This is a genomic window from Flavivirga abyssicola (assembly GCF_030540775.2).
GTDB classification, from domain to species: Bacteria; Bacteroidota; Bacteroidia; order Flavobacteriales; family Flavobacteriaceae; genus Flavivirga; species Flavivirga abyssicola.
The window spans coordinates 4,470,717-4,488,742 of sequence record NZ_CP141266.1; the positions used below are offsets into that span (position 1 = coordinate 4,470,717).

Annotated in this window: 17 protein-coding genes; 3 read left to right on the forward strand and 14 right to left on the reverse strand. The window is 31.3% G+C overall.

Going from position 1 to position 18,026, the window contains the following annotated elements:
• The first annotated feature begins 59 nt into the window (after positions 1–59).
• The gene (locus Q4Q34_RS18720; protein WP_330444563.1) at positions 60–206 is read left to right on the forward strand and encodes a hypothetical protein; all 147 of its coding nucleotides are present in this window, start codon (positions 60–62) and stop codon (positions 204–206) included.
• Here the strand turns inward: Q4Q34_RS18720 and Q4Q34_RS18725 are convergent.
• The 4 genes from Q4Q34_RS18725 to Q4Q34_RS18740 form a co-directional block, all read right to left on the reverse strand.
• Positions 196–1,410, reverse strand: coding sequence for a glycosyltransferase (locus Q4Q34_RS18725; protein ID WP_303317947.1), 1,215 nt, complete (start codon positions 1,408–1,410; stop codon positions 196–198). The two genes, Q4Q34_RS18720 and Q4Q34_RS18725, sit on opposite strands and share 11 nt — an antisense overlap.
• 754 nt (positions 1,411–2,164) lie before the next feature.
• On the reverse strand, positions 2,165–3,406 hold the full coding sequence (locus tag Q4Q34_RS18730; RefSeq protein WP_303317948.1) for an oligosaccharide flippase family protein: 1,242 nt from the start codon (positions 3,404–3,406) through the stop codon (positions 2,165–2,167).
• Positions 3,387–3,695: an STAS domain-containing protein gene (locus Q4Q34_RS18735; protein ID WP_303317949.1), complete on the reverse strand. Its 309-nt coding sequence runs from the start codon at positions 3,693–3,695 to the stop codon at positions 3,387–3,389. Before Q4Q34_RS18735 ends, Q4Q34_RS18730 begins: the two co-directional genes overlap by 20 nt.
• A 33-nt stretch (positions 3,696–3,728) precedes the next feature.
• Complete coding sequence (locus tag Q4Q34_RS18740; RefSeq protein WP_303317950.1) at positions 3,729–4,007, reverse strand: STAS domain-containing protein; 279 nt, start codon at positions 4,005–4,007, stop codon at positions 3,729–3,731.
• Positions 4,008–4,158: 151 nt separating this feature from the next.
• On the opposite strand from Q4Q34_RS18740, the gene Q4Q34_RS18745 reads away from it, so the two are divergent.
• A complete protein-coding gene (locus Q4Q34_RS18745) occupies positions 4,159–6,219 on the forward strand; it encodes a tetratricopeptide repeat protein (RefSeq protein WP_303317951.1) in 2,061 nt (686 codons plus the stop codon).
• A gap of 60 nt (positions 6,220–6,279) precedes the next feature.
• Here Q4Q34_RS18745 and Q4Q34_RS18750 read toward each other — a convergent pair whose 3' ends face one another.
• The 10 genes from Q4Q34_RS18750 to Q4Q34_RS18795 all read right to left on the reverse strand — a co-directional run bounded on the left by Q4Q34_RS18750 (position 6,280) and on the right by Q4Q34_RS18795 (position 17,236).
• Entirely contained in the window at positions 6,280–6,732 is a 453-nt protein-coding gene (locus Q4Q34_RS18750) for a protease complex subunit PrcB family protein (RefSeq protein ID WP_303317952.1), read from the reverse strand.
• A gap of 195 nt (positions 6,733–6,927) precedes the next feature.
• Positions 6,928–7,107, reverse strand: coding sequence for a hypothetical protein (locus Q4Q34_RS18755; protein ID WP_303317953.1), 180 nt, complete (start codon positions 7,105–7,107; stop codon positions 6,928–6,930).
• A gap of 501 nt (positions 7,108–7,608) precedes the next feature.
• Entirely contained in the window at positions 7,609–8,238 is a 630-nt protein-coding gene (locus Q4Q34_RS18760; RefSeq protein WP_303317954.1) for a hypothetical protein, read from the reverse strand.
• A 187-nt stretch (positions 8,239–8,425) separates the two neighbouring features.
• Entirely contained in the window at positions 8,426–11,005 is a 2,580-nt protein-coding gene (locus Q4Q34_RS18765) for a DUF6923 family protein (protein WP_303317955.1), read from the reverse strand.
• 1,056 nt (positions 11,006–12,061) lie between these two features.
• Complete coding sequence (locus Q4Q34_RS18770) at positions 12,062–12,775, reverse strand: LytR/AlgR family response regulator transcription factor (protein WP_303317956.1); 714 nt, start codon at positions 12,773–12,775, stop codon at positions 12,062–12,064.
• A gap of 9 nt (positions 12,776–12,784) precedes the next feature.
• Entirely contained in the window at positions 12,785–13,105 is a 321-nt protein-coding gene (locus Q4Q34_RS18775; protein ID WP_303317957.1) for an Hpt domain-containing protein, read from the reverse strand.
• On the reverse strand, positions 13,105–15,081 hold the full coding sequence (locus tag Q4Q34_RS18780; RefSeq protein WP_303317958.1) for a PAS domain-containing sensor histidine kinase: 1,977 nt from the start codon (positions 15,079–15,081) through the stop codon (positions 13,105–13,107). Before Q4Q34_RS18780 ends, Q4Q34_RS18775 begins: the two co-directional genes overlap by 1 nt.
• Entirely contained in the window at positions 15,081–15,620 is a 540-nt protein-coding gene (locus tag Q4Q34_RS18785; RefSeq protein ID WP_303317959.1) for a heme NO-binding domain-containing protein, read from the reverse strand. Before Q4Q34_RS18785 ends, Q4Q34_RS18780 begins: the two co-directional genes overlap by 1 nt.
• Before the next feature lie 132 nt (positions 15,621–15,752).
• On the reverse strand, positions 15,753–16,169 hold the full coding sequence (locus Q4Q34_RS18790; RefSeq protein WP_303317960.1) for a response regulator: 417 nt from the start codon (positions 16,167–16,169) through the stop codon (positions 15,753–15,755).
• 344 nt (positions 16,170–16,513) lie between these two features.
• Complete coding sequence (locus Q4Q34_RS18795; protein WP_303317961.1) at positions 16,514–17,236, reverse strand: hypothetical protein; 723 nt, start codon at positions 17,234–17,236, stop codon at positions 16,514–16,516.
• A 325-nt stretch (positions 17,237–17,561) separates the two neighbouring features.
• On the opposite strand from Q4Q34_RS18795, the gene Q4Q34_RS18800 reads away from it, so the two are divergent.
• Complete coding sequence (locus tag Q4Q34_RS18800) at positions 17,562–18,020, forward strand: RNA methyltransferase (RefSeq protein WP_303317962.1); 459 nt, start codon at positions 17,562–17,564, stop codon at positions 18,018–18,020.
• The last annotated feature ends 6 nt before the right edge of the window (positions 18,021–18,026 follow it).

Below are 18,026 nucleotides of genomic sequence, written 5' to 3' on the forward strand. Positions count from 1 at the left end.
CAGCAGGGGAATATCATAAAGAAGCTCAAACCATCTTTTCTGAAAATAACATCCCTTTTATGTCTTGGACTTTATACGACTTTACAAACATACCAAAGGAAGTCGTTGGTAGACTTCCTTGGTGTAAAAATGCTCAAAAACGTTTTGGTTTTATTGATGAAAATGGGACAAAAAAGAATGCTTTTAAATTTATTTCTAAGCAATAACTTCTTGCTTTTGTAGTACGTCTTCTTGCTTTTTTAAAATTATGGATTTAAATGTATTTAAGTACATGTTCGTTATTCTGGACATAGGGTATGCCGTAGCAGCCTTATAATTGGCGCGTTCTAGTTCTACTCTATAAGCATTATTTTCAAGAATTTTTTGTACTGCCAATGCTAAACTGCTCACACTTGTTGGCTCGAAAAACTCTCCTCTATACCCTTCATCTTTTACCAAAAGGGCTAAGTCTCCTAGATCTGGCATCACTACCGCTTTACCATAGCTTCCCGCTTGATGTAAAACACCAGAGCTTCCTGTTGTAGATGTATAAGGAAATACCACAAGCGCACTCTCTTTGAACAATTTTGGTACTTCCTGTTCTTCAACATAACCCGTAAAGGTTACCCCTTCTACATGGCTATAAGCCTTTTTTACAGACTCTAAATACCCTGGTGTATTTGGATTATCAGTTCCAGCTATAACAACTTCTAAATTTAAATTTGAATATGTCTTAATCTCTTCTACAGCTTCAATTAAGTTTTCTACCTTTTTATACGTTCCAAATTTCCCAAAAGTCATCACTTTAAAAGGTTGTAGCGGTACATTAAAACTTGGCTCTTCAAGAATTTCAAATGTACCATGAGGTATCAGTTTTACATTTTTAGCTTTGTACTTAGCCTCTAAAGTATCAACGTATTTTTGCATGGTAACGGCAACCACATCAGCTTGAAGAATTAACTTGGTTAAGGTAGATCCTATAAATCCATATAATTTTTGCATGATTTTATTCGATGTAAAACCAGCACTCCCTAAATCGACTTCTTCTAAAATATTATGTAATAAAGCTATTGTAGGGATTTTTTTAAGCTTGCAAACTAATGGCAACATTAAACCTAATGCTGCTGCTACTTTTTTATCACCAAACTTCATAAACTGTAAATTGAATAATACGGCATCTGGTTGTGTTTGGTTTATAGCCTGTGTTACTTTTATAATATTTGTATAACTATTAAATGACCAACATTCTTTTACGCTGACTTTACAACCTGCTTCTACAAATTGTAAATCTTTTTTACCTTCTGTTTTATCGGTTAATAAAACAATTTCAGTAATGTTTTCTCTTTGTCTAAAATGTTTTACTAAATGATACGCATATTCATTTAAAGTGACTTTACTTGGCGGATACGCTGTTACGATTGCTAGTTTCATAAGTTTATTTTTTTAATGTTTCTAATAATTTTATTCCTTTGTTATGGTGTAAATTTGAGGATTTAAAAGTCTAAAAAGGGGCGATTGTAGATGGGTTAGCGTTTACTGTAGACGAATGGTAATTTGCTTTAGATTAGACTCTCATTCCAAAGTTTATACTGAGAGCAATCGAAGTAAAGGCAGGAATGACAATCTCAATTACGATCTAATTTGAAGAACATAAGCTAAATAATCAGTAATAAAACAATGTCATTAAGTTATAAGGATTTTATTTTGTCACGTTGAGCGCAGTCGAAACGCTATTGAAAGCAAGAGGTTTAAATGTCTTCGACTGCGCTCCTGACATTTCAATCTTAACTTAATGACATTGACTACTGTATTTACTAGTGGCAATAATGAGTAAGCAAACTAAGAAGCTTCTATATAAATAGAATAGATTCTCTATTTATAGTTTTCAACTAAAGCATTCATAATTTACTTATAATTATATTTTTTATTTAACAATAGTTAAATTTAGTTATTAATATAGAGACAGATTAGAGAAGTATAGTAAAGCCATTGATTGCTGTGTGATGTCTCACTGCGTTCGACATGACTTAAAAGGATAATTCAACGTTCTGTGTCATTTCGACTGAACGAAGCATGAGCGACGAGAAATCGCATTATCGAAAGAATAAATAAAAGGTAATTTCGTTTTAAATTTGACAGATTCTCACGTCATACTTATGGTGCTTCTCAGAATGACAAATACAGATTAAATTCTTCTCTGATCTAGTTTGAAAAATATAAGTTGAATAATCAGCAATAAAACCATAGCAATAATCTGCATATACACAACTTGCTCTAAACTATCGTGAAAAAAGATCACTAATACCATTTGAAGCATTCCAAACACACCAGATATAACGACTGGTACATATTTATCTAAAGACAAATAGTAATATGCAAATATGTTAGAAATAGCAAACATACTTGTTGCAATAGCATATTTCCATAAAAGTGGTGCCATAGCAATATAACTCTCACCAAATAATAGTTTTATGATGGTTTCGGGAAAACTTAAACATGCTAAAACAATTGTTATCGAAATAGCTGCTATATACCCAACATATTTAAACAATATGGATGCTGTTTCCTTACCCTCCTTTTTAAGTTGTACCACTGTTGGTAACAACAACATGACAAACATCCAGGCTATAAAGTATACCATACGCCCTATTAAAGCTAAAGAAGCATATAAACCTGCTTCATAAGATTCAAAATAATGCTTTACTAAAAGAATATCACTATTGTTTATTATGATTTGTGTTAATTCATAAAACGCTGTTAATATGAAAAACTGCTTTATTTGTTTCGCTTGGACAACTGATATCAATGATTTCGATTTAAGATCGATTGACTTGAACTTAAAAGGTATTAAGCCAAACCCGAATGAAATTAAAATACCTATCGCTATAACGACTGAAGATTGTATGTTAAACAAAAAGATCAATGCCAAGGTGAAGAACAAACGACTCAACATTTCTGATTGATACGTCATAGATAATGCTTTAAATGCTTTTTTTCCTTGAAAAGCACCTCTGTTTACACTCATTAAAAAGTATAAGGGTACTCCACAACCAAAAATTACGAACATACTAGATGAGGATGTGTTAAACAGTTCTTGCAATTGTGTTGCAAAACCGACAATTAAAGCCCCCATTACAATGCCGACAATTAATGCATTTTTATAGATTTTTGAAACAATACTTTTAAATAATTGATTTTCAAAAAGTACAGAAAACTTTGCAGTGACTAACTGAAACGTCATCGCAACAAAAGACAATACCAACAAGAAGGTTATTAATACTGCTGCATCTGCAAACTGTGCTGGCCCTAACAAACGACCAAGAATTAGGTTATACAAATAATTCCCGCCATTTACAGCCAGAACACTTATCATAAATAGCTGCTCCGGAGAAATTCTTTTCCTTAAATTATTTACTATCGTAATCATTTTTAAAAATATTATTTAGATTAGAGGTCTTAAATTGTTTGTTAATTCTTTTATTCTCTTTTCCTAAAACAAAAAGTGTTTTGCTTCTTCTTTTGGCTTTAGCTGCTATAAATTGCATGACATTTAAAGCCGTATCATCCATACGTTTCACCTGATTTAGGCATATAACAACCTCATAATACGTATCCAATAGATTATTAAAGTAAGTGGCTACCTGATTGGTATGCTCGTTAATAAAATCACCATGGATTTCAAAAACGCCTCTGTTATTTATAATTTTGAAGTTCATAATATTTAGATTTGAGTTTATACTAAGAATCAATTATGCTGCATAGGTAAATATGAAATCATCATAGACTTCTTTACATCCAGTACCAACAATATAAAATGGTCTGTTATAAATTAAAGCATTGTTGTAAAGCGCTCTTAAAGCTTGCATACCACTAGCATCAATTTCTGTGACATTTTCTATATCTATAGTTAGAGTTTCATAAGTATTTAAAATAGCCTCTAAATGATTTTGAAAATTTAGAGCTGTAGTCGTGTTAATAGTTCCTTCTACTAAAAATGTTCCGTTTTGATCTGTAATTTTAAGTGCCATAATTTTTATTTTTTAGTTATTATTCTTTTAACTTCTGATACAAAGATGCTATCAAACCTTTAAATTTTATGGTCAATATCGGTGAGTGGCAGGTTGCTGTAGATGAATGATTAAAATCTATTGCTTACCTTGCATGTATTAAAAATCGCTCATGAAGTTTAAGTCCTATTTAGTCTTAGTATCCCTGTTTATTGGTGCTCTTGGGGTTTCTCAAAACATGCAAGAAGGGTTCACCTACTTAGAAACTGGTAAGTATAAAGCCGCCGAAGCCTATTTCAAAACTGTTTTAAAAGATTATCCGCAAAATAAAACCGCAAAATTATGCTATGGACGTGCTGTTGGGTTAAATGGAAGTTCTAAGGAAGCTGTTTCTATATTTACAGACATGTTAAAAGACTATCCAAATGATTTTGAAATCAAACTGAATTATGCAGAATCGCTACTGTGGAATAAAAACTATCATACTGCAAAAAACTACTATGAAAGTCTTATTAAAGAAAACGATCAAAGTTTCCCAGCACTTTTAGGGTATGCCAATACCTTATCCAATCTTAAAATCTATGATCAAGCATTAGTATATGTTAATAAAGCTTTAGACGTATCCCCAGGGAATCAAAATGCCCAAACCTCTAAAAAATATATTTACTTAGGTTATGCTTATAAAAATCAACAGCAACAGAAATACATTGAAGCAGAACGTCTTTTAAAAAAGAATTTATCTCTTTTTAAAAATGATAAGGAAACCTTAATCAACTTAGCTAATCTTTATTTAATAGCTGAAGCATTTGATAAAGCTGAAACCACCTATAATACTATTGGTAACAATGAAACTAATAAAACAATAGCTCTAAACGGTCTTGCCTTAGTAAAACACTTAAAAGGCAAGGAGAAAACAGCTTTAAGAATCAGTAAAGAGGCTTATAGTACCTTAGCTAGTTTAAGTAATGCCGTACTCGTACAGCAAACACAGGAACGTTATATACAAGCCCTAATTTGGAATAAAAAGTATAAAAAAGCTCAAACTTTAATAGACGAATTGATAAAAACAAAACCTAATGATAATTGGGTTTTAGCCTTACAGGCTACATTGAATATCTATAAAAGTGATTTTAAAAAGAGTTTAATTGATTACAACCATATTTTAAAAAACGATAGCACGTCTTTTGATGGCAACTTAGGAAAAGCTAATACATTAAAAGCTTTGGGTTTTTATAATGAGGCATATAAATCTGCAAACAACACCTTACAATTTTATAGCAAACAAAAAGATGCCACTAATTTTATTAAAGATTTAAATACCCGTTTTACCCCTTTTATAGAAACGAAAGGATCCTATACTTTTGATAATGGAGATAACGAAGCTTATGCATTCCAAGCACGTCTTGAATTCCCTACATCTACAAAATTTAAGTGGCTTGCTAATTATGGATATAGAACAACCAGTAATACTGTAACCGATAATAAAGCGACCTCAAATAATTTTTCGTTAGGATTAGCTTATCAGTTATTACCGAACATCACTTTTAAAGGCACTGCTGGTATCACTTCTGCTAAAGCTGATACGGATGATTATACCCAATTACTTAGCGATGTGTCGTTTAATATCAAACCTTTTAAATTGCAGGTGTTAGATATTGGTTATAAACGAGAGCTTCAAAATTTTAACGCAGATTTATTAGATCGTGAAATTGTTATGAACCACTTTTACGCAAACTACAATATTAGTACGAACTTTAATTTAGGTTGGTTTACGCAATACTATTATACTTCACAAAACGATGATAACACCAGGAATTTACTGTTTACCTCGTTATACTATAATATACTTAGCAAACCATCATTAAAAGCAGGCTTAAACTATCAGTATATTACTTTTAAGAACCCAGTTCCAGCTATTTATTTTAGTCCGGAAAGATTTAATGCTACAGAGATCTTTATAAATTTGATTAAAGATGAAGTGATTACCAAACCCAAGGAATGGTTTTATGAGTTAACTGCTGCTACAGGCTATCAATTTATTGAAAGCAATGCAAAACAAAGCACATATCGTGTACAGGGAAAGTTAGGTTATAAGTTTTGTGACCGTGCTTTATTAAATGTTTATGGCACTCGAAGTAATATTGCTTCTGCTACTGCTGCTGGTTTTACTTTTACTGAAATTGGGGTACGTTTTAAGTGGTATGTGTTTGACAAGCCTGTTTTTAGGGAATAAATATTAACTTTGAAGGACTTGGTTAGTACTTTTCATAGAAGCCATAGTTGTAGCATATTTTTATTCAAATATTATTGGTAAATCAGAATTTGGAATTTTCACAATATGAAAAGGTTGGGTTATTACAGTTGTAGCATTTCCTTTAGGAGCAAAATAGGTAATGTTTACAATTATATTTTCGGAATTCGACACTATATTTAATTCCAAGCTATGACCTCCGTTTCCTTTTATTTCGTCAAATACTGCGATAATCTTGTATTCATAAAAATCTATTTCAGTTTCGGAAAAATTATCAGAAATATTATTTACTGAATTCATTTGAGTTATTAAATCATTCCAATTAGATTGATCAGATATAATTAAATTCTGTTCAATAATTCCTTCCGCTCCATTTCCGTAAAGATTATCTTTAGCAATTAAAGTAGATTCAACATCAGTCATTTTTGAGTTATCATCATCAGAAATACAGCTCCAAACTAAAATTGATAAAAAGATGATTAATATATTTTTCATAATCGATTACATTTTTTAATTAGATGTTGAAATTCACGAAAGGTTGCTTCAAAATGTAGGTAACATTTATGTATATGGAAAGTTACGTGTTTGTATGAGAGGGTTTTCCTTCGAAAAATCAGCAACTAACATTCGTTTAGCCAAAACTAGCAAATTTTATAGGACACGGTGTTGTAGTACGTTTTGTGATTAATCTCAAGAAAACGCTTGATAATCATTTTCGGTATTTTCATCATCATCTTTTTTATCAATTTGTTCAATTTCGTAAGAAGGTAAATTATCTTTTTTGTAAAATTTTATTGGAAATGGCACTATAGAGGCTATTATGATAAAAATCAAAAGCATTAAAAAACGCAAGAATTTTTTTATTCTCATTGTGAATTAATTTTATACGATTAATTATTTTCAATTCCAATATTATAGTGATAGGAATTGAGCTATTTAATATTGACGATTTAAAATCGATTATATTAAATACAATGAGATTTTTGGATTAAAATTTCGTTAATAACGATTTGTAAGAGAATAGGTTTAAAGCTTAAAACAGTATGTTTTTGAGTATTGAATGTTAGTTGCTCTAAGGAATTCTGATTATTAATTTGATAGTCAAATTTTTGATTTTTCTTATAAGATGTTACAGGTGCATAAGGTGAAAAAGATTGCTTTAATTGATTAAAATCAATAGAATCATATTCATACTGATTTTGTGTTAGTAGCAATTCAATGTTATAGTCATTCGCAAGAGAATCTTGACTAATTATATGGTCAAATGAGATATACAAATTGACTATAAAAAGGAAAGAAAGAAGTATTTTAATTAGATTTCTCAAATGATGCATTTTTTTAAAGTACTAACCTTTAGATTTAGGAATAAACTTAAGCATTATTTTTAGCATCGTTACCATTAGTGCTTTTTTCAGATATTATTTTATTTAATCTTGGTTGTATAAACCAAATTCCAATTGGAAAGAACCAAATCATGAAAAATTCTCCTATGAAATCGCTAAAAGCAACTGTCCGTTTTAATTCAGTTGTCTTGATAGTTTTCGATACGAAATACAGTAAATAAAACATACAGAACATTGAAAACAGATGCATTGGAATAATGAAAAACAACATTTTACCAACAATTCCGCCAACAGCGTTATTTCCAGATGAAAACCCATAAAATGTAGTTCCAATTATTACTAAAAGAAAAAGAATATAAATCAGAGGAATAAAGAAGAATATCTTAAACTTTTTCATTTTCATTTTTATGTCGGTTGGAATAAATTTCTGTAATCCAATTCCAATTGACCAAAACCAACCAAAAAGAAGTCCTGTATAAAGGAACATTATGATTGGAAACAATTTGAAAGTGTTCAGCACCCCAGTTTGGTCAAGATTTCCGTTTGAGTCAACATCAGTAAACATAAATATCATAGTAACTATTTGCAATAACATCGGAATTCCGAACATTAAAGTGAATAATTGCCAATGTTTAGCATTTAAAAATTTGTTTATCATTTAGTTAGTCCGTTTTTCAGCATTAATGGCAACATCGGTATATAATTACTTGTAACTATATATCCATTATATAAACCACTAATATAATAAGTTATTTCCTTTAATTTATTTACATTTTAAACATAAAAAAGACAAAAAACTTACGCCTTTTGCCTTTTCAAAAAAATAAAACTAGAGTAGCTATTAATTATTCTATAAGTAATTTTATTGTTTTATAAGTTGTTGCTTTGCTTTTTATATTACAGAAATACACCCCCGAACCTAAACCTGTTCTTTCTAGTTTCACTTTATTTTCACCTCTAACAGCTTCATGCATCATCTTTTTCACCAAACTTCCTAATTGATTATAAACTAGCAGCTCAACTTTTCCTGAATCCTGACTTGTAAAATGTATCGTTGTACTAGACACCATAGGGTTTGGAGACGCAAACGTTTTGCTTAGTTCATCGTTAGTAAATGCTTCTACCGAAAGCGTATTACTAGTCGAAAAATGTAATTGCTGTAAAGTCATTTCTTTAGTTTCTACTTCACCAGTTTCTGCTAACATGGTAAATACTATAGACGTGATATCATTAGTTTCGAAATTATTACCATTAATAGATTTAAAGTCAGAAAAAGGTATACTATAATCTTGTAAGCTATTAGTTAATGGTATTCTTGCTTTATATTGCTTCTCCCAGTTACTAATACCTTCCTTAACCAATCTTACGATCAATGTTCCTGTACCTTTAGCTTTAAACTGAAAGCTATTATAAGCTGATAAATCGATAGGATTAAACTTTGGCGTTAAAGCTCTATATACAGCAATATATTCACTAGTGTTAGCTACCAATTCTATATTACGTTCTATAGGATATTCATCATCATTAAATTCCTCTTCATTAGGTTCAACATGATATGTATTTACTACGGTACTTGGTGCGGCATTATCGTATCCCCAAGGACCATCGGACATAAATAAATCATCTGGTGTTTGTATGCCATCTCCTATTCTAAAACCTATATCAAAAAGATTACCTGCATCTACTTCTATGTTTGTAATGTAGTTTCCATCTAAATCTAAGGTTGACGATACGTATTCTAACGTATTTGTTTCGGTAGCTCTTAAACCACCATCAAATTTAACAGCTTCACTTCTATTCGTATTTACAATTTGTAGTTCTAACCTTCCATGGTGATATTTTCCTTTTCTAACAAACACTGTTGGTGATGTTGAGTTATTATAACTCGTTACTGGTTTTTGAACGCCTAATAACCTTACCACTTCTTCACCAAGGCGTAATAGATCATCTAGAGAATTAGACCAGATTTGGAAATTATAAAATGGTACATTGTCTTCGTATTTATCCAAATTCCAATGGCTTTCAATTCCAAAATCGCGACCTTCATTTATAGGTTTTGCTGATAAACTCAATACAAATTCCAAAGAACCATCAATATTTCTAATCAATGCTTTTATAAATTTTTGTTCTTGAATCTCTATAGTTGATACCGAAATTAACTCAGCGCCTAACAATCTATCGCAAATGTATTTCGTGTGTTCATAAACCCCTTTATCGGTTTTAAGGACAAGTATCGATGCTACTGCTTCATCTGCCTTCATATAATCTACTGAATATATATCGGTAGCATTTGTGATGTTTAACAAATCTGTAGGCGACGATTCTATAACATGGTCTTCATTTAAAATTTCCAACGGCACAAAATCTGATAATTGCAATCCTTTTTTAGCTGTTTTTTTACCATACTTTGCCGATTTTGTAAATCGCTTCGCTGACGCTTTATCAAACTTATAATTGTTCTTAACTCTATCGAAGTTTCGCTTATTAATCTGTTCAGATAATCTGTTGTTACTTTCCAATCCTCCAGAATTACCACTAGACGTTGGTGCTTCCATTACAGGACAAGCTGCATAACCAGAACATGAAGGATCTTCACAATCTATTAAACCGTCACCGTCATCATCAATACCATTGGTACAATCTTCTTGAGGTACTGGAGCTGTTGGACAACGTGCTCCATCATTTTGAGAACTTGAAGGTCCAAAAGCAAACAGATTAGAATTCATAGTATTCGTACCATCTAAGTCTTGCACATTTTGTATCACATAAATAGTTCCTGTTTGATTCGCTGATACATAAAAACGACCAGAGGCATCAAAATAAACGGCACCATACGTGTAATTTAAACCAGATAAGATTGGGACTTCGCCTAAATTTTCCACGGTGCCGCTTTCAGCATTTATACGATATAATATATTCGTTTTCTTTTCTACGGTATATAATTTACCATCCACGGCATTAAATGCCCAGTCGTGAATGCTTATGCTTTTTGATAAATTCTTAGTTGCTATATAACTTCCGTAGTTATCAGATTCAGGATTTAAATCTATAACATAATATGGTGTCCCTCCTGCTTTTAAATAATAAATGCCTTCAGCACTAACATCTCCAACATATCTGCCGTTTGTTGGCAATTCATCTACATAAAAAGTAAGCGTCGAAAAATCTTTACCTATTCTAACAATAGATTTTGAAGGATAGCTTAATGACCCCCATATAAATCCATCTGCAGGATTGTATGCGGCTGCGTTAATAGTTCCTTCTGTTACATCGGTTGCCACTGCATATGAACTACCAGAAGCCAAGTCTATAGCATATACATCATTATATTGAAATAAGTAAGCATTATAATCACAATTAAACGGAATGTCTTGTGTATATACATTCGTGTAAATAAGCACAAGTAGTAGTAATATTTTTTTCATGATAGTTGTATTTAATACTACAAAGCTATATGACTATAAGTGTTTAAATTTTAATTTTCGGTGGATGAAAATTAAGTGTAGACGAATGGTTGTTATGCGGGGTTTAGACTGTTTGATGAGTAATTGGGATAGCTGATCGCATCATAAAAAAAGATTCATTATTTACTTTTCTTTGCGCGTCCAAAGAAAAGTAACAAAAGAAAAGACGCCCCTTCGATAGGAATTTCTTCTCTTAGCTTACGCTCGAGAAGAACCAAGCACAAAACTTCGACGTCGCGCCAATACACCATCCAACGCTATGCTCCTGGGATTCGAAGCTTTTGTCCTTTATTCTTACGAAGGGTCGGGGCTTGCCTAATGGTCATTTCTTAACGAGTACCTTAGACTCTTTTTTATAACCCTCTATTTAAGAAGGAACGTGTTCAAAAGGGGTTTTTATGTGCCTCTCTTCTGAAGGTATTGGGGCTACTATCTGGTAGATACTATCAACATATCATCACGATGCAGCTTTTCTTTAATATTATTTATATGCCTGTCTAGTCAATATTTGTGGGTACACCATAGCTGCTGGAAGGCAGGGAATCTCATCGTGATGAGATGTCTCGAAAATTTATCTTGAAGTCGAAAAGCTCATACTTCGCCCTATCGACATGACAAACACCTGTATTTAAAACAATTAACATGGTTCTTTTGAGTGTTTATTTACGTCGAACTTGACGTTAATAATTATGAATTTTATTTTGTTAAGATTATGGGGTTTCTCCTGTCGTCGAAATGACTCAGAATGTGAAATTACACCTTGAAGTCATATCGAAATGAGATACGATTGAGACATCACATTATAATTGAGTATTAATACCGTCTAAAGGAACAAAGTCGAAAGGCTCATATTTCACTCTGTTGAAAAGACCTCGAAGTTAAATTTATATTTGTTGTCATGTCGAACCTTAGTGAGACATCACATAACACTTGATTATGATATCTTAATTACTCGATGCAATTTCTTGTCGTTCATGCTTCACGCTTTACAGAAATGACTACGAATGATTTTAAAGTTTACAATAAATTTAAACGCTTCATCAGTTCTGGTCTATTAGAACGACTTACTGGAATCACATCTTTTTTAATCAGTACGCTATTATCTTCAATGTCTATGATTTTTTTAATATTAATGATGTACGAACGGTGTACTTTGAGGAATAGTGAATCTGGCAACTTCTCTTCAATCTTTTTTAAAGTAGAATGCACCGTGTAATTTTTATCTTCCGTTTTCACGTTGATATAATCGCCTTTTGCCTCTATGAGATAGATACTAGGAATATCTAGTTTTATTAAACGTCTGTCTATATTTATATATAAATCATTACCTGAAGCTGTTTCTACAGCATCTACTGACTCTCTACTTTTTACAGGTTCCGAATTGGTTGCTTCTGCTTTTTGAATCGCTTTTTCAAAACGTGGCAAAGCTATGGGTTTTACCAAGTAATCTACAATACAATCGTATTCAAAAGCTTCGATTGCAAAGTTAGTGTCTGAAGTTGTTAGAATTATTTTAGGTGGATTTTTTAACGTTTGAATAAAATCAAATCCTGTAAAATCTGGCATATGTATATCTAAAAAGATAAGATCTACATGATTTTGATTTAGATATTTAATGGCTTGAATCGCATTGGGAAATTCTTCGAGAATATTTAATCTTGGGATATTTATACAAAGCTGAGAGATAATAGCTCTAGCAGTAGCTTCGTCATCAATAATAATACAATTCATAAAAAGTGATTATAGTGTCTTTAAAAAGTCTGTAATAAGTTTTAAAATGGTATCGAAATCTTGTTTACCTACCATACTGCCTTCTTTTAAATTATTTTCAAAATCGTCAGCTATCTTATAACTTTTTTCAAGTCCTAAAATACTAATTTTATGTTTAATTTTGTGTACATTTTCTGCTGATTCTTTAAAGTTTTTAGCCTCAATATTCTTTATGTAAATATCTTTTTCGCTCGGAAACTCATTTTTAATAATAGTTATCAACTTGGCTTTAAAAGCCTCATCCCCGCCTGAAAGCGTATCTATGTATGACAAATTAGGCAGTTCCCTCATTACTTTTTAAGTGTAAAATAAAACGTCGTACCATTTCCTACTTCAGAATCAATCCAGATTTCGCCTTTATATAAGTCAACTATTTTTTTGACTATAGAGAGCCCTATACCTGTTGATTCTTTACTTGTATTAAGAGAGTGAAATATTTTAAAAATCTTATGATGATATTCCTTTTCAATACCGACTCCATTATCTTTTATTGAAAATTGATAAAACGATTTTTGTTCTAATACATCTATTTCAATAATACCTTCTTCTTTATCATTAAACTTGACGCCATTGCTTATTAAGTTTTGAAATAGCTGCTTAAGCTTTGTTTTATCGCCTTTTACTATAGGTAATTTGTTAAGTACATTTATAGAAATGTGTTCTGGCACAAACAGTATTGTTTTTAGTTCATTAACTACGTCATTTAAATCTACGGGTTCTTTTTCGGAAGCCTCAGAACTAATACTGGAATACAGCAAAATATCAGAAATAAGCTGTTCCATCTTTTCTAATGTTGTTTCTATAAGTTCGAAATTCTGAATACTCACAGCATCCAACTTACCTTTGTTATCTTCTTTTATCCAATTCACTAAAGCATCTATACTACGTAATGGTGACTTTAAATCATGAGACACTATGTGCGCATATTCTTGTAACTCATCATTACTTTTTTCCAGCTTTACTAACAATTTTTCTTTCTGGAGTTCCAATTTTTTTATCTCAGTGATATCTAAATGAACACCTATAGACCCTACCAATTCCCCATTTAAATTATAGTTGGGAGCACCACTTATTAACCAATGCCTATCTTCTTTTGATTTATTTTTAACCTTTATTTCATACGAGTGTGACTCTCCTTTATCGCGCTTTACGTCTTTAGTTTCTATAACTTCAGCGTTTTCTTCAGTTAAGAATAGTTCCTTACCCGTTCTTCCTATGAGTTCTTTTTCTAAATACCCTGACATTTCAGAAAAACTCTGGTTAATCATTAGTATTTTACCATCATTATCAGCTTCAACCAAACCTAAGTTCATGTTGGCAATAATATTGCTATATTTTTGTCTTTGAGCTTCTAAGCTTTGGTGATAATTTCGTTTTAAAGTAACATCCCTATAACTCCATAAATGCCCTTTATATACATTGTTTTTAAAAATAGGGATATAATCGCGCTCCAAAATTTTCCCATCTAGCATTTTAAGTTCATCTCCTAAAACAGTCTTTTTGTTTTTTAGGGTTTCATTGATTTTTGATATGAATTTTTCTGCATCTACAAACAGGGTTTTGCTATGCTCTGCTGCATTTGAACAATCCTGCCCTACCATTAATTCTGGAGATATAGGAATACCAAACAACTCACAAAACTTCTTGTTAGTGAGCACTATTTTCCTGTTTTCATCTTCAAGTAAAACACCACTATCTAAATTGAGAATGAGCGTTGATAATCTATTTTCAGATTCAATTAATTGTTCCTCATTTTGTTTGGCTATGGTTATGTCTCTAACAATGCCTTGTGCTGCTACAGGAATACCTTTATCGTAAATAACACTAGCATTAATATGAACCAATTTGGATTCTTTTTTTCTGGTAATAATATTTAGAAAAAAATCTGTAATGGCACCATTTTTTAATAAAGACTTAAATGAATCTGTAACACGTTTAGTCTCTGCTGGTGCTGCCATTTTTATAAGGTTGAAATTTTCCTTAGCATCATCAAACCCCAACATATCTACGGCAGCATCATTCATTTTTAGAATATACCCTTGAAGATCTATAATAACATAGGCATCAACGATATTCTCAAAAACACCTTGCAACTGAGAATCTGTTTTATCCAGTAATGCTTCTAGCTCCGAATAAGATTTTTCTAATTTTTGTTTGGCCTCGTATAATTCGGCTGCTTTATCTTCAAGGATTTTTTCTGCCTGTTTTCTGGCTGCTTTTTCGCGTGCGAGTGCACGTTTTAACATGTCAATTTGATCTTGACTCATTAATTTTTATTAATTAAAAACTTAACCTCTGTTCCGTCTTCTTTTATTTTTTCTAACTCTATGGTAGCAGTAGCATCAAAGTGCTCGAATGTTTTATTCATTAATCCCAACCCAAAATGGTGCATCGCTCTGCTTGATTTATATACCATGACAAGTGAATTATCTGTTTTTTCAACAACTTCGAAAGTAGGCAATTCTGCATCTGGATAAATTTTTCTGACTTCTACATGAATATGATTTTCAATAGATGCCAACATATTTATGGGATCTTTATAAGTGGCTAAAAGCCCTGGATAGCTTTGCTTTAAAACATCAAAAAAATGTTCTGCATAAACTAACAACAAATCGTCTATTTCTATATTTGTATGGGCACTTAAATGCTGAAGTAATTGAAGCATTTCTGAGAATTTATAAGTTCCTACTGCTGTATAAATACCTTCGGACTCTAACTCAGATTGGGATATAATGGTATCGACCATTTCTAATCCAAATTTTTCCTCAACAAGATCTAAAAACTCTGTAAATACAATACCTTTCATATATTAAATTTTATAATTAAGACAATTAGTTAGTTAAAAATTGAGAGTCCATAAATCTGTAATGTTCTCCTCTAAAATTTTGAACATTCCTTTTTTATGACAAGTATCCTTGAAATTTGTTGCTATATAGTTTTACTTAATTTCTATTAATTCATTAATACTCCAATACGCCAGTAAGTTTTCTATTTTAGTAACATAATCCTCATATTTTAAAGGTTTTAAAACGTAACCAGCTATGCCTAATTTATAACATTCTAACAAATCTTTTTGGTTATTTGAAGTTGTTAATATTATGGCAGGAATATGTCTTAACTTTTCATCTTTTTTTAAAATGGACAAAAACTCCAAACCATTAATTTTTGGCATGTTTAAATCTAATAAAATTATGTGAGGTAATTCGTATTTTTTTTCTAAAATTTTTAAAGCTTCTTCCCCATTATGAGCTTCTACGATATTATGCTTAAGGCCTAGAGATGAAATAACCCTATTTAGCTTCATAATTTCAATCATGTCGTCTTCTATAAGTAGAACTTTTAAATTATTTTTCATCGTAAAAAATTTAATTCGGTAGTAAAAATAAAGCAAAGTGATAAACTCTATAGTAGACTTCGTTAAATTGAATTTAAGTGTCGTTCAATGGAAATTAAGTGTCGACGAATGGTTTTTATATATGAAGCAGCTTAAATTATTGTTACCTAAAAATTCACAACAATATTTCACAATGAACTTTTTTTATGCTTAGCACTGCTATGCCTTGCAAAAAAGGCCTCATCTGAACAAATTTTATCTCATTTTCGGTTAAAAACAAAAAGTCAAGATGAGTTCAATAAAAAAAGCTAAAATAAATTGATATTTTAGCTTTTAGGTTTAAGTTTTAGAACTCTTCTTTTTCACTATTTTCTAACTAATTTTTTATAAGCTATACTATTCTGACTTCCCTCTACTTGCAATATATAAGTAGCAATTTTAAAATCTGACAAAACTAATTGAGAAACATCATTATTATCAATTTCTTTTTCTAAAATACGTTTCCCATATAAGTTAGTGCTTTTAACTTTTGAACCCGATTCAGCATACATTGCAGGTAAAACATCAGGCTTCACAGCAGCTGAATACCATTCTGTTGCCGTTCCATTTGACGAAGCCGTTCTCCAAGTAATTGTATAATCTCCTACTGAAGGGTTTATAATGATACCTGTAACTATAATTTCAATGGTAGATCCTGCTGGTATTGTTAATCCTGGAGATCCAGCTAAAGTGGACATTTGAATTCCATTAGACCAGGATCCTCCTATAGGTCCAAAGGTAGTCTCATCAATAGCCTTTTCATTTCCATTTACCTTTAATATAATGTTAGAATCCAATAACGTTGGATAATCTATAATGTTGGTAATTGATGGAAATCCATTTGGTAGTGTCATATAGAATATATTTGATGTATTACTTCCTGCTCCAATGGCTTCTGCTGTGACATAGGTAAAGGTATAAGTTGGACTTTCACCTGGGGTATTATCACTCACAGTAACTGATTGAGAATACACAAATATTAAAGAAAATTGAATAAATAAAAATGATAAAAAGTATGGTCGTTTTATCACAAAGTAAAACTGTTTCATAACTATTCTTATGTAGGTTAGTACTACGAATATAACAAACAACACCTATTAAAATCAAATTTATTCGATGAAATGTATTTTTTATAAAAATAAACCTACAAAAAATTCTTACTTACGAAAACTATAAATCAACACAAATAATAATTATAACTGAAGATAAAAATGGTTAGGAAGGACTCTAGCCAGCAGCATTAAAGAAGACTCATGAAAAATAGCTTATGTGTTGTTAGCATATTTGTTATAGCTGTTAATTATATAAAATTAGTTGCTATAATTTGGGTTAGTAAATTTTTGGTAACACTTGAGAATACTTACTTTTGAAATTATGATAAATAACTTCGAAAACGAATTCTTTGGTATAGGCATCCAAAACGGAAAAACACCCGAAAACCTTGGTGTGCTTTGGAGATCGGCTCAAAATCTTGGAGCAAGTTTTATTTTTACCATCGGTAATAGATACGCTAAACAAGCTTGTGATACGCACAATGCCGTGAAATCTATGCCCTATTTTCATTATGAAAATTTTGATGATTTTTTTAATAACTTACCAAAGGGTGCCCGAATAGTTGGCGTAGAATTAACTGATAAAGCCGAAGATTTGGAAACCTTTCACCATCCTAGACGTTGTGTTTATTTACTAGGTGCAGAAGATCATGGGTTATCTAATCAAGCTATTGAAAAAAGTCATTTCCTGGTTAAATTTAAATCGCAATTGAGTTTGAATGTATCTGTAGCTGGAAGTATTGTGATGTACGACCGAGGTATGGATAAACCCAGAATATAAAGTTTT

Excerpts from the sequence above, each read along its gene's own strand:
- Q4Q34_RS18720 (WP_330444563.1), top strand. The coding sequence starts at position 60 with ATGTCTTGGACTTTATACGACTTTACAAACATACCAAAGGAAGTCGTT.
- Q4Q34_RS18725 (WP_303317947.1), bottom strand. The coding sequence starts at position 1,410 with ATGAAACTAGCAATCGTAACAGCGTATCCGCCAAGTAAAGTCACTTTA.
- Q4Q34_RS18730 (WP_303317948.1), bottom strand. The coding sequence starts at position 3,406 with ATGATTACGATAGTAAATAATTTAAGGAAAAGAATTTCTCCGGAGCAG.
- Q4Q34_RS18735 (WP_303317949.1), bottom strand. The coding sequence starts at position 3,695 with ATGAACTTCAAAATTATAAATAACAGAGGCGTTTTTGAAATCCATGGT.
- Q4Q34_RS18740 (WP_303317950.1), bottom strand. The coding sequence starts at position 4,007 with ATGGCACTTAAAATTACAGATCAAAACGGAACATTTTTAGTAGAAGGA.
- Q4Q34_RS18745 (WP_303317951.1), top strand. The coding sequence starts at position 4,159 with ATGAAGTTTAAGTCCTATTTAGTCTTAGTATCCCTGTTTATTGGTGCT.
- Q4Q34_RS18750 (WP_303317952.1), bottom strand. The coding sequence starts at position 6,732 with ATGAAAAATATATTAATCATCTTTTTATCAATTTTAGTTTGGAGCTGT.
- Q4Q34_RS18755 (WP_303317953.1), bottom strand. The coding sequence starts at position 7,107 with ATGAGAATAAAAAAATTCTTGCGTTTTTTAATGCTTTTGATTTTTATC.
- Q4Q34_RS18760 (WP_303317954.1), bottom strand. The coding sequence starts at position 8,238 with ATGATAAACAAATTTTTAAATGCTAAACATTGGCAATTATTCACTTTA.
- Q4Q34_RS18765 (WP_303317955.1), bottom strand. The coding sequence starts at position 11,005 with ATGAAAAAAATATTACTACTACTTGTGCTTATTTACACGAATGTATAT.
- Q4Q34_RS18770 (WP_303317956.1), bottom strand. The coding sequence starts at position 12,775 with ATGAATTGTATTATTATTGATGACGAAGCTACTGCTAGAGCTATTATC.
- Q4Q34_RS18775 (WP_303317957.1), bottom strand. The coding sequence starts at position 13,105 with ATGAGGGAACTGCCTAATTTGTCATACATAGATACGCTTTCAGGCGGG.
- Q4Q34_RS18780 (WP_303317958.1), bottom strand. The coding sequence starts at position 15,081 with ATGAGTCAAGATCAAATTGACATGTTAAAACGTGCACTCGCACGCGAA.
- Q4Q34_RS18785 (WP_303317959.1), bottom strand. The coding sequence starts at position 15,620 with ATGAAAGGTATTGTATTTACAGAGTTTTTAGATCTTGTTGAGGAAAAA.
- Q4Q34_RS18790 (WP_303317960.1), bottom strand. The coding sequence starts at position 16,169 with ATGAAAAATAATTTAAAAGTTCTACTTATAGAAGACGACATGATTGAA.
- Q4Q34_RS18795 (WP_303317961.1), bottom strand. The coding sequence starts at position 17,236 with ATGAAACAGTTTTACTTTGTGATAAAACGACCATACTTTTTATCATTT.
- Q4Q34_RS18800 (WP_303317962.1), top strand. The coding sequence starts at position 17,562 with ATGATAAATAACTTCGAAAACGAATTCTTTGGTATAGGCATCCAAAAC.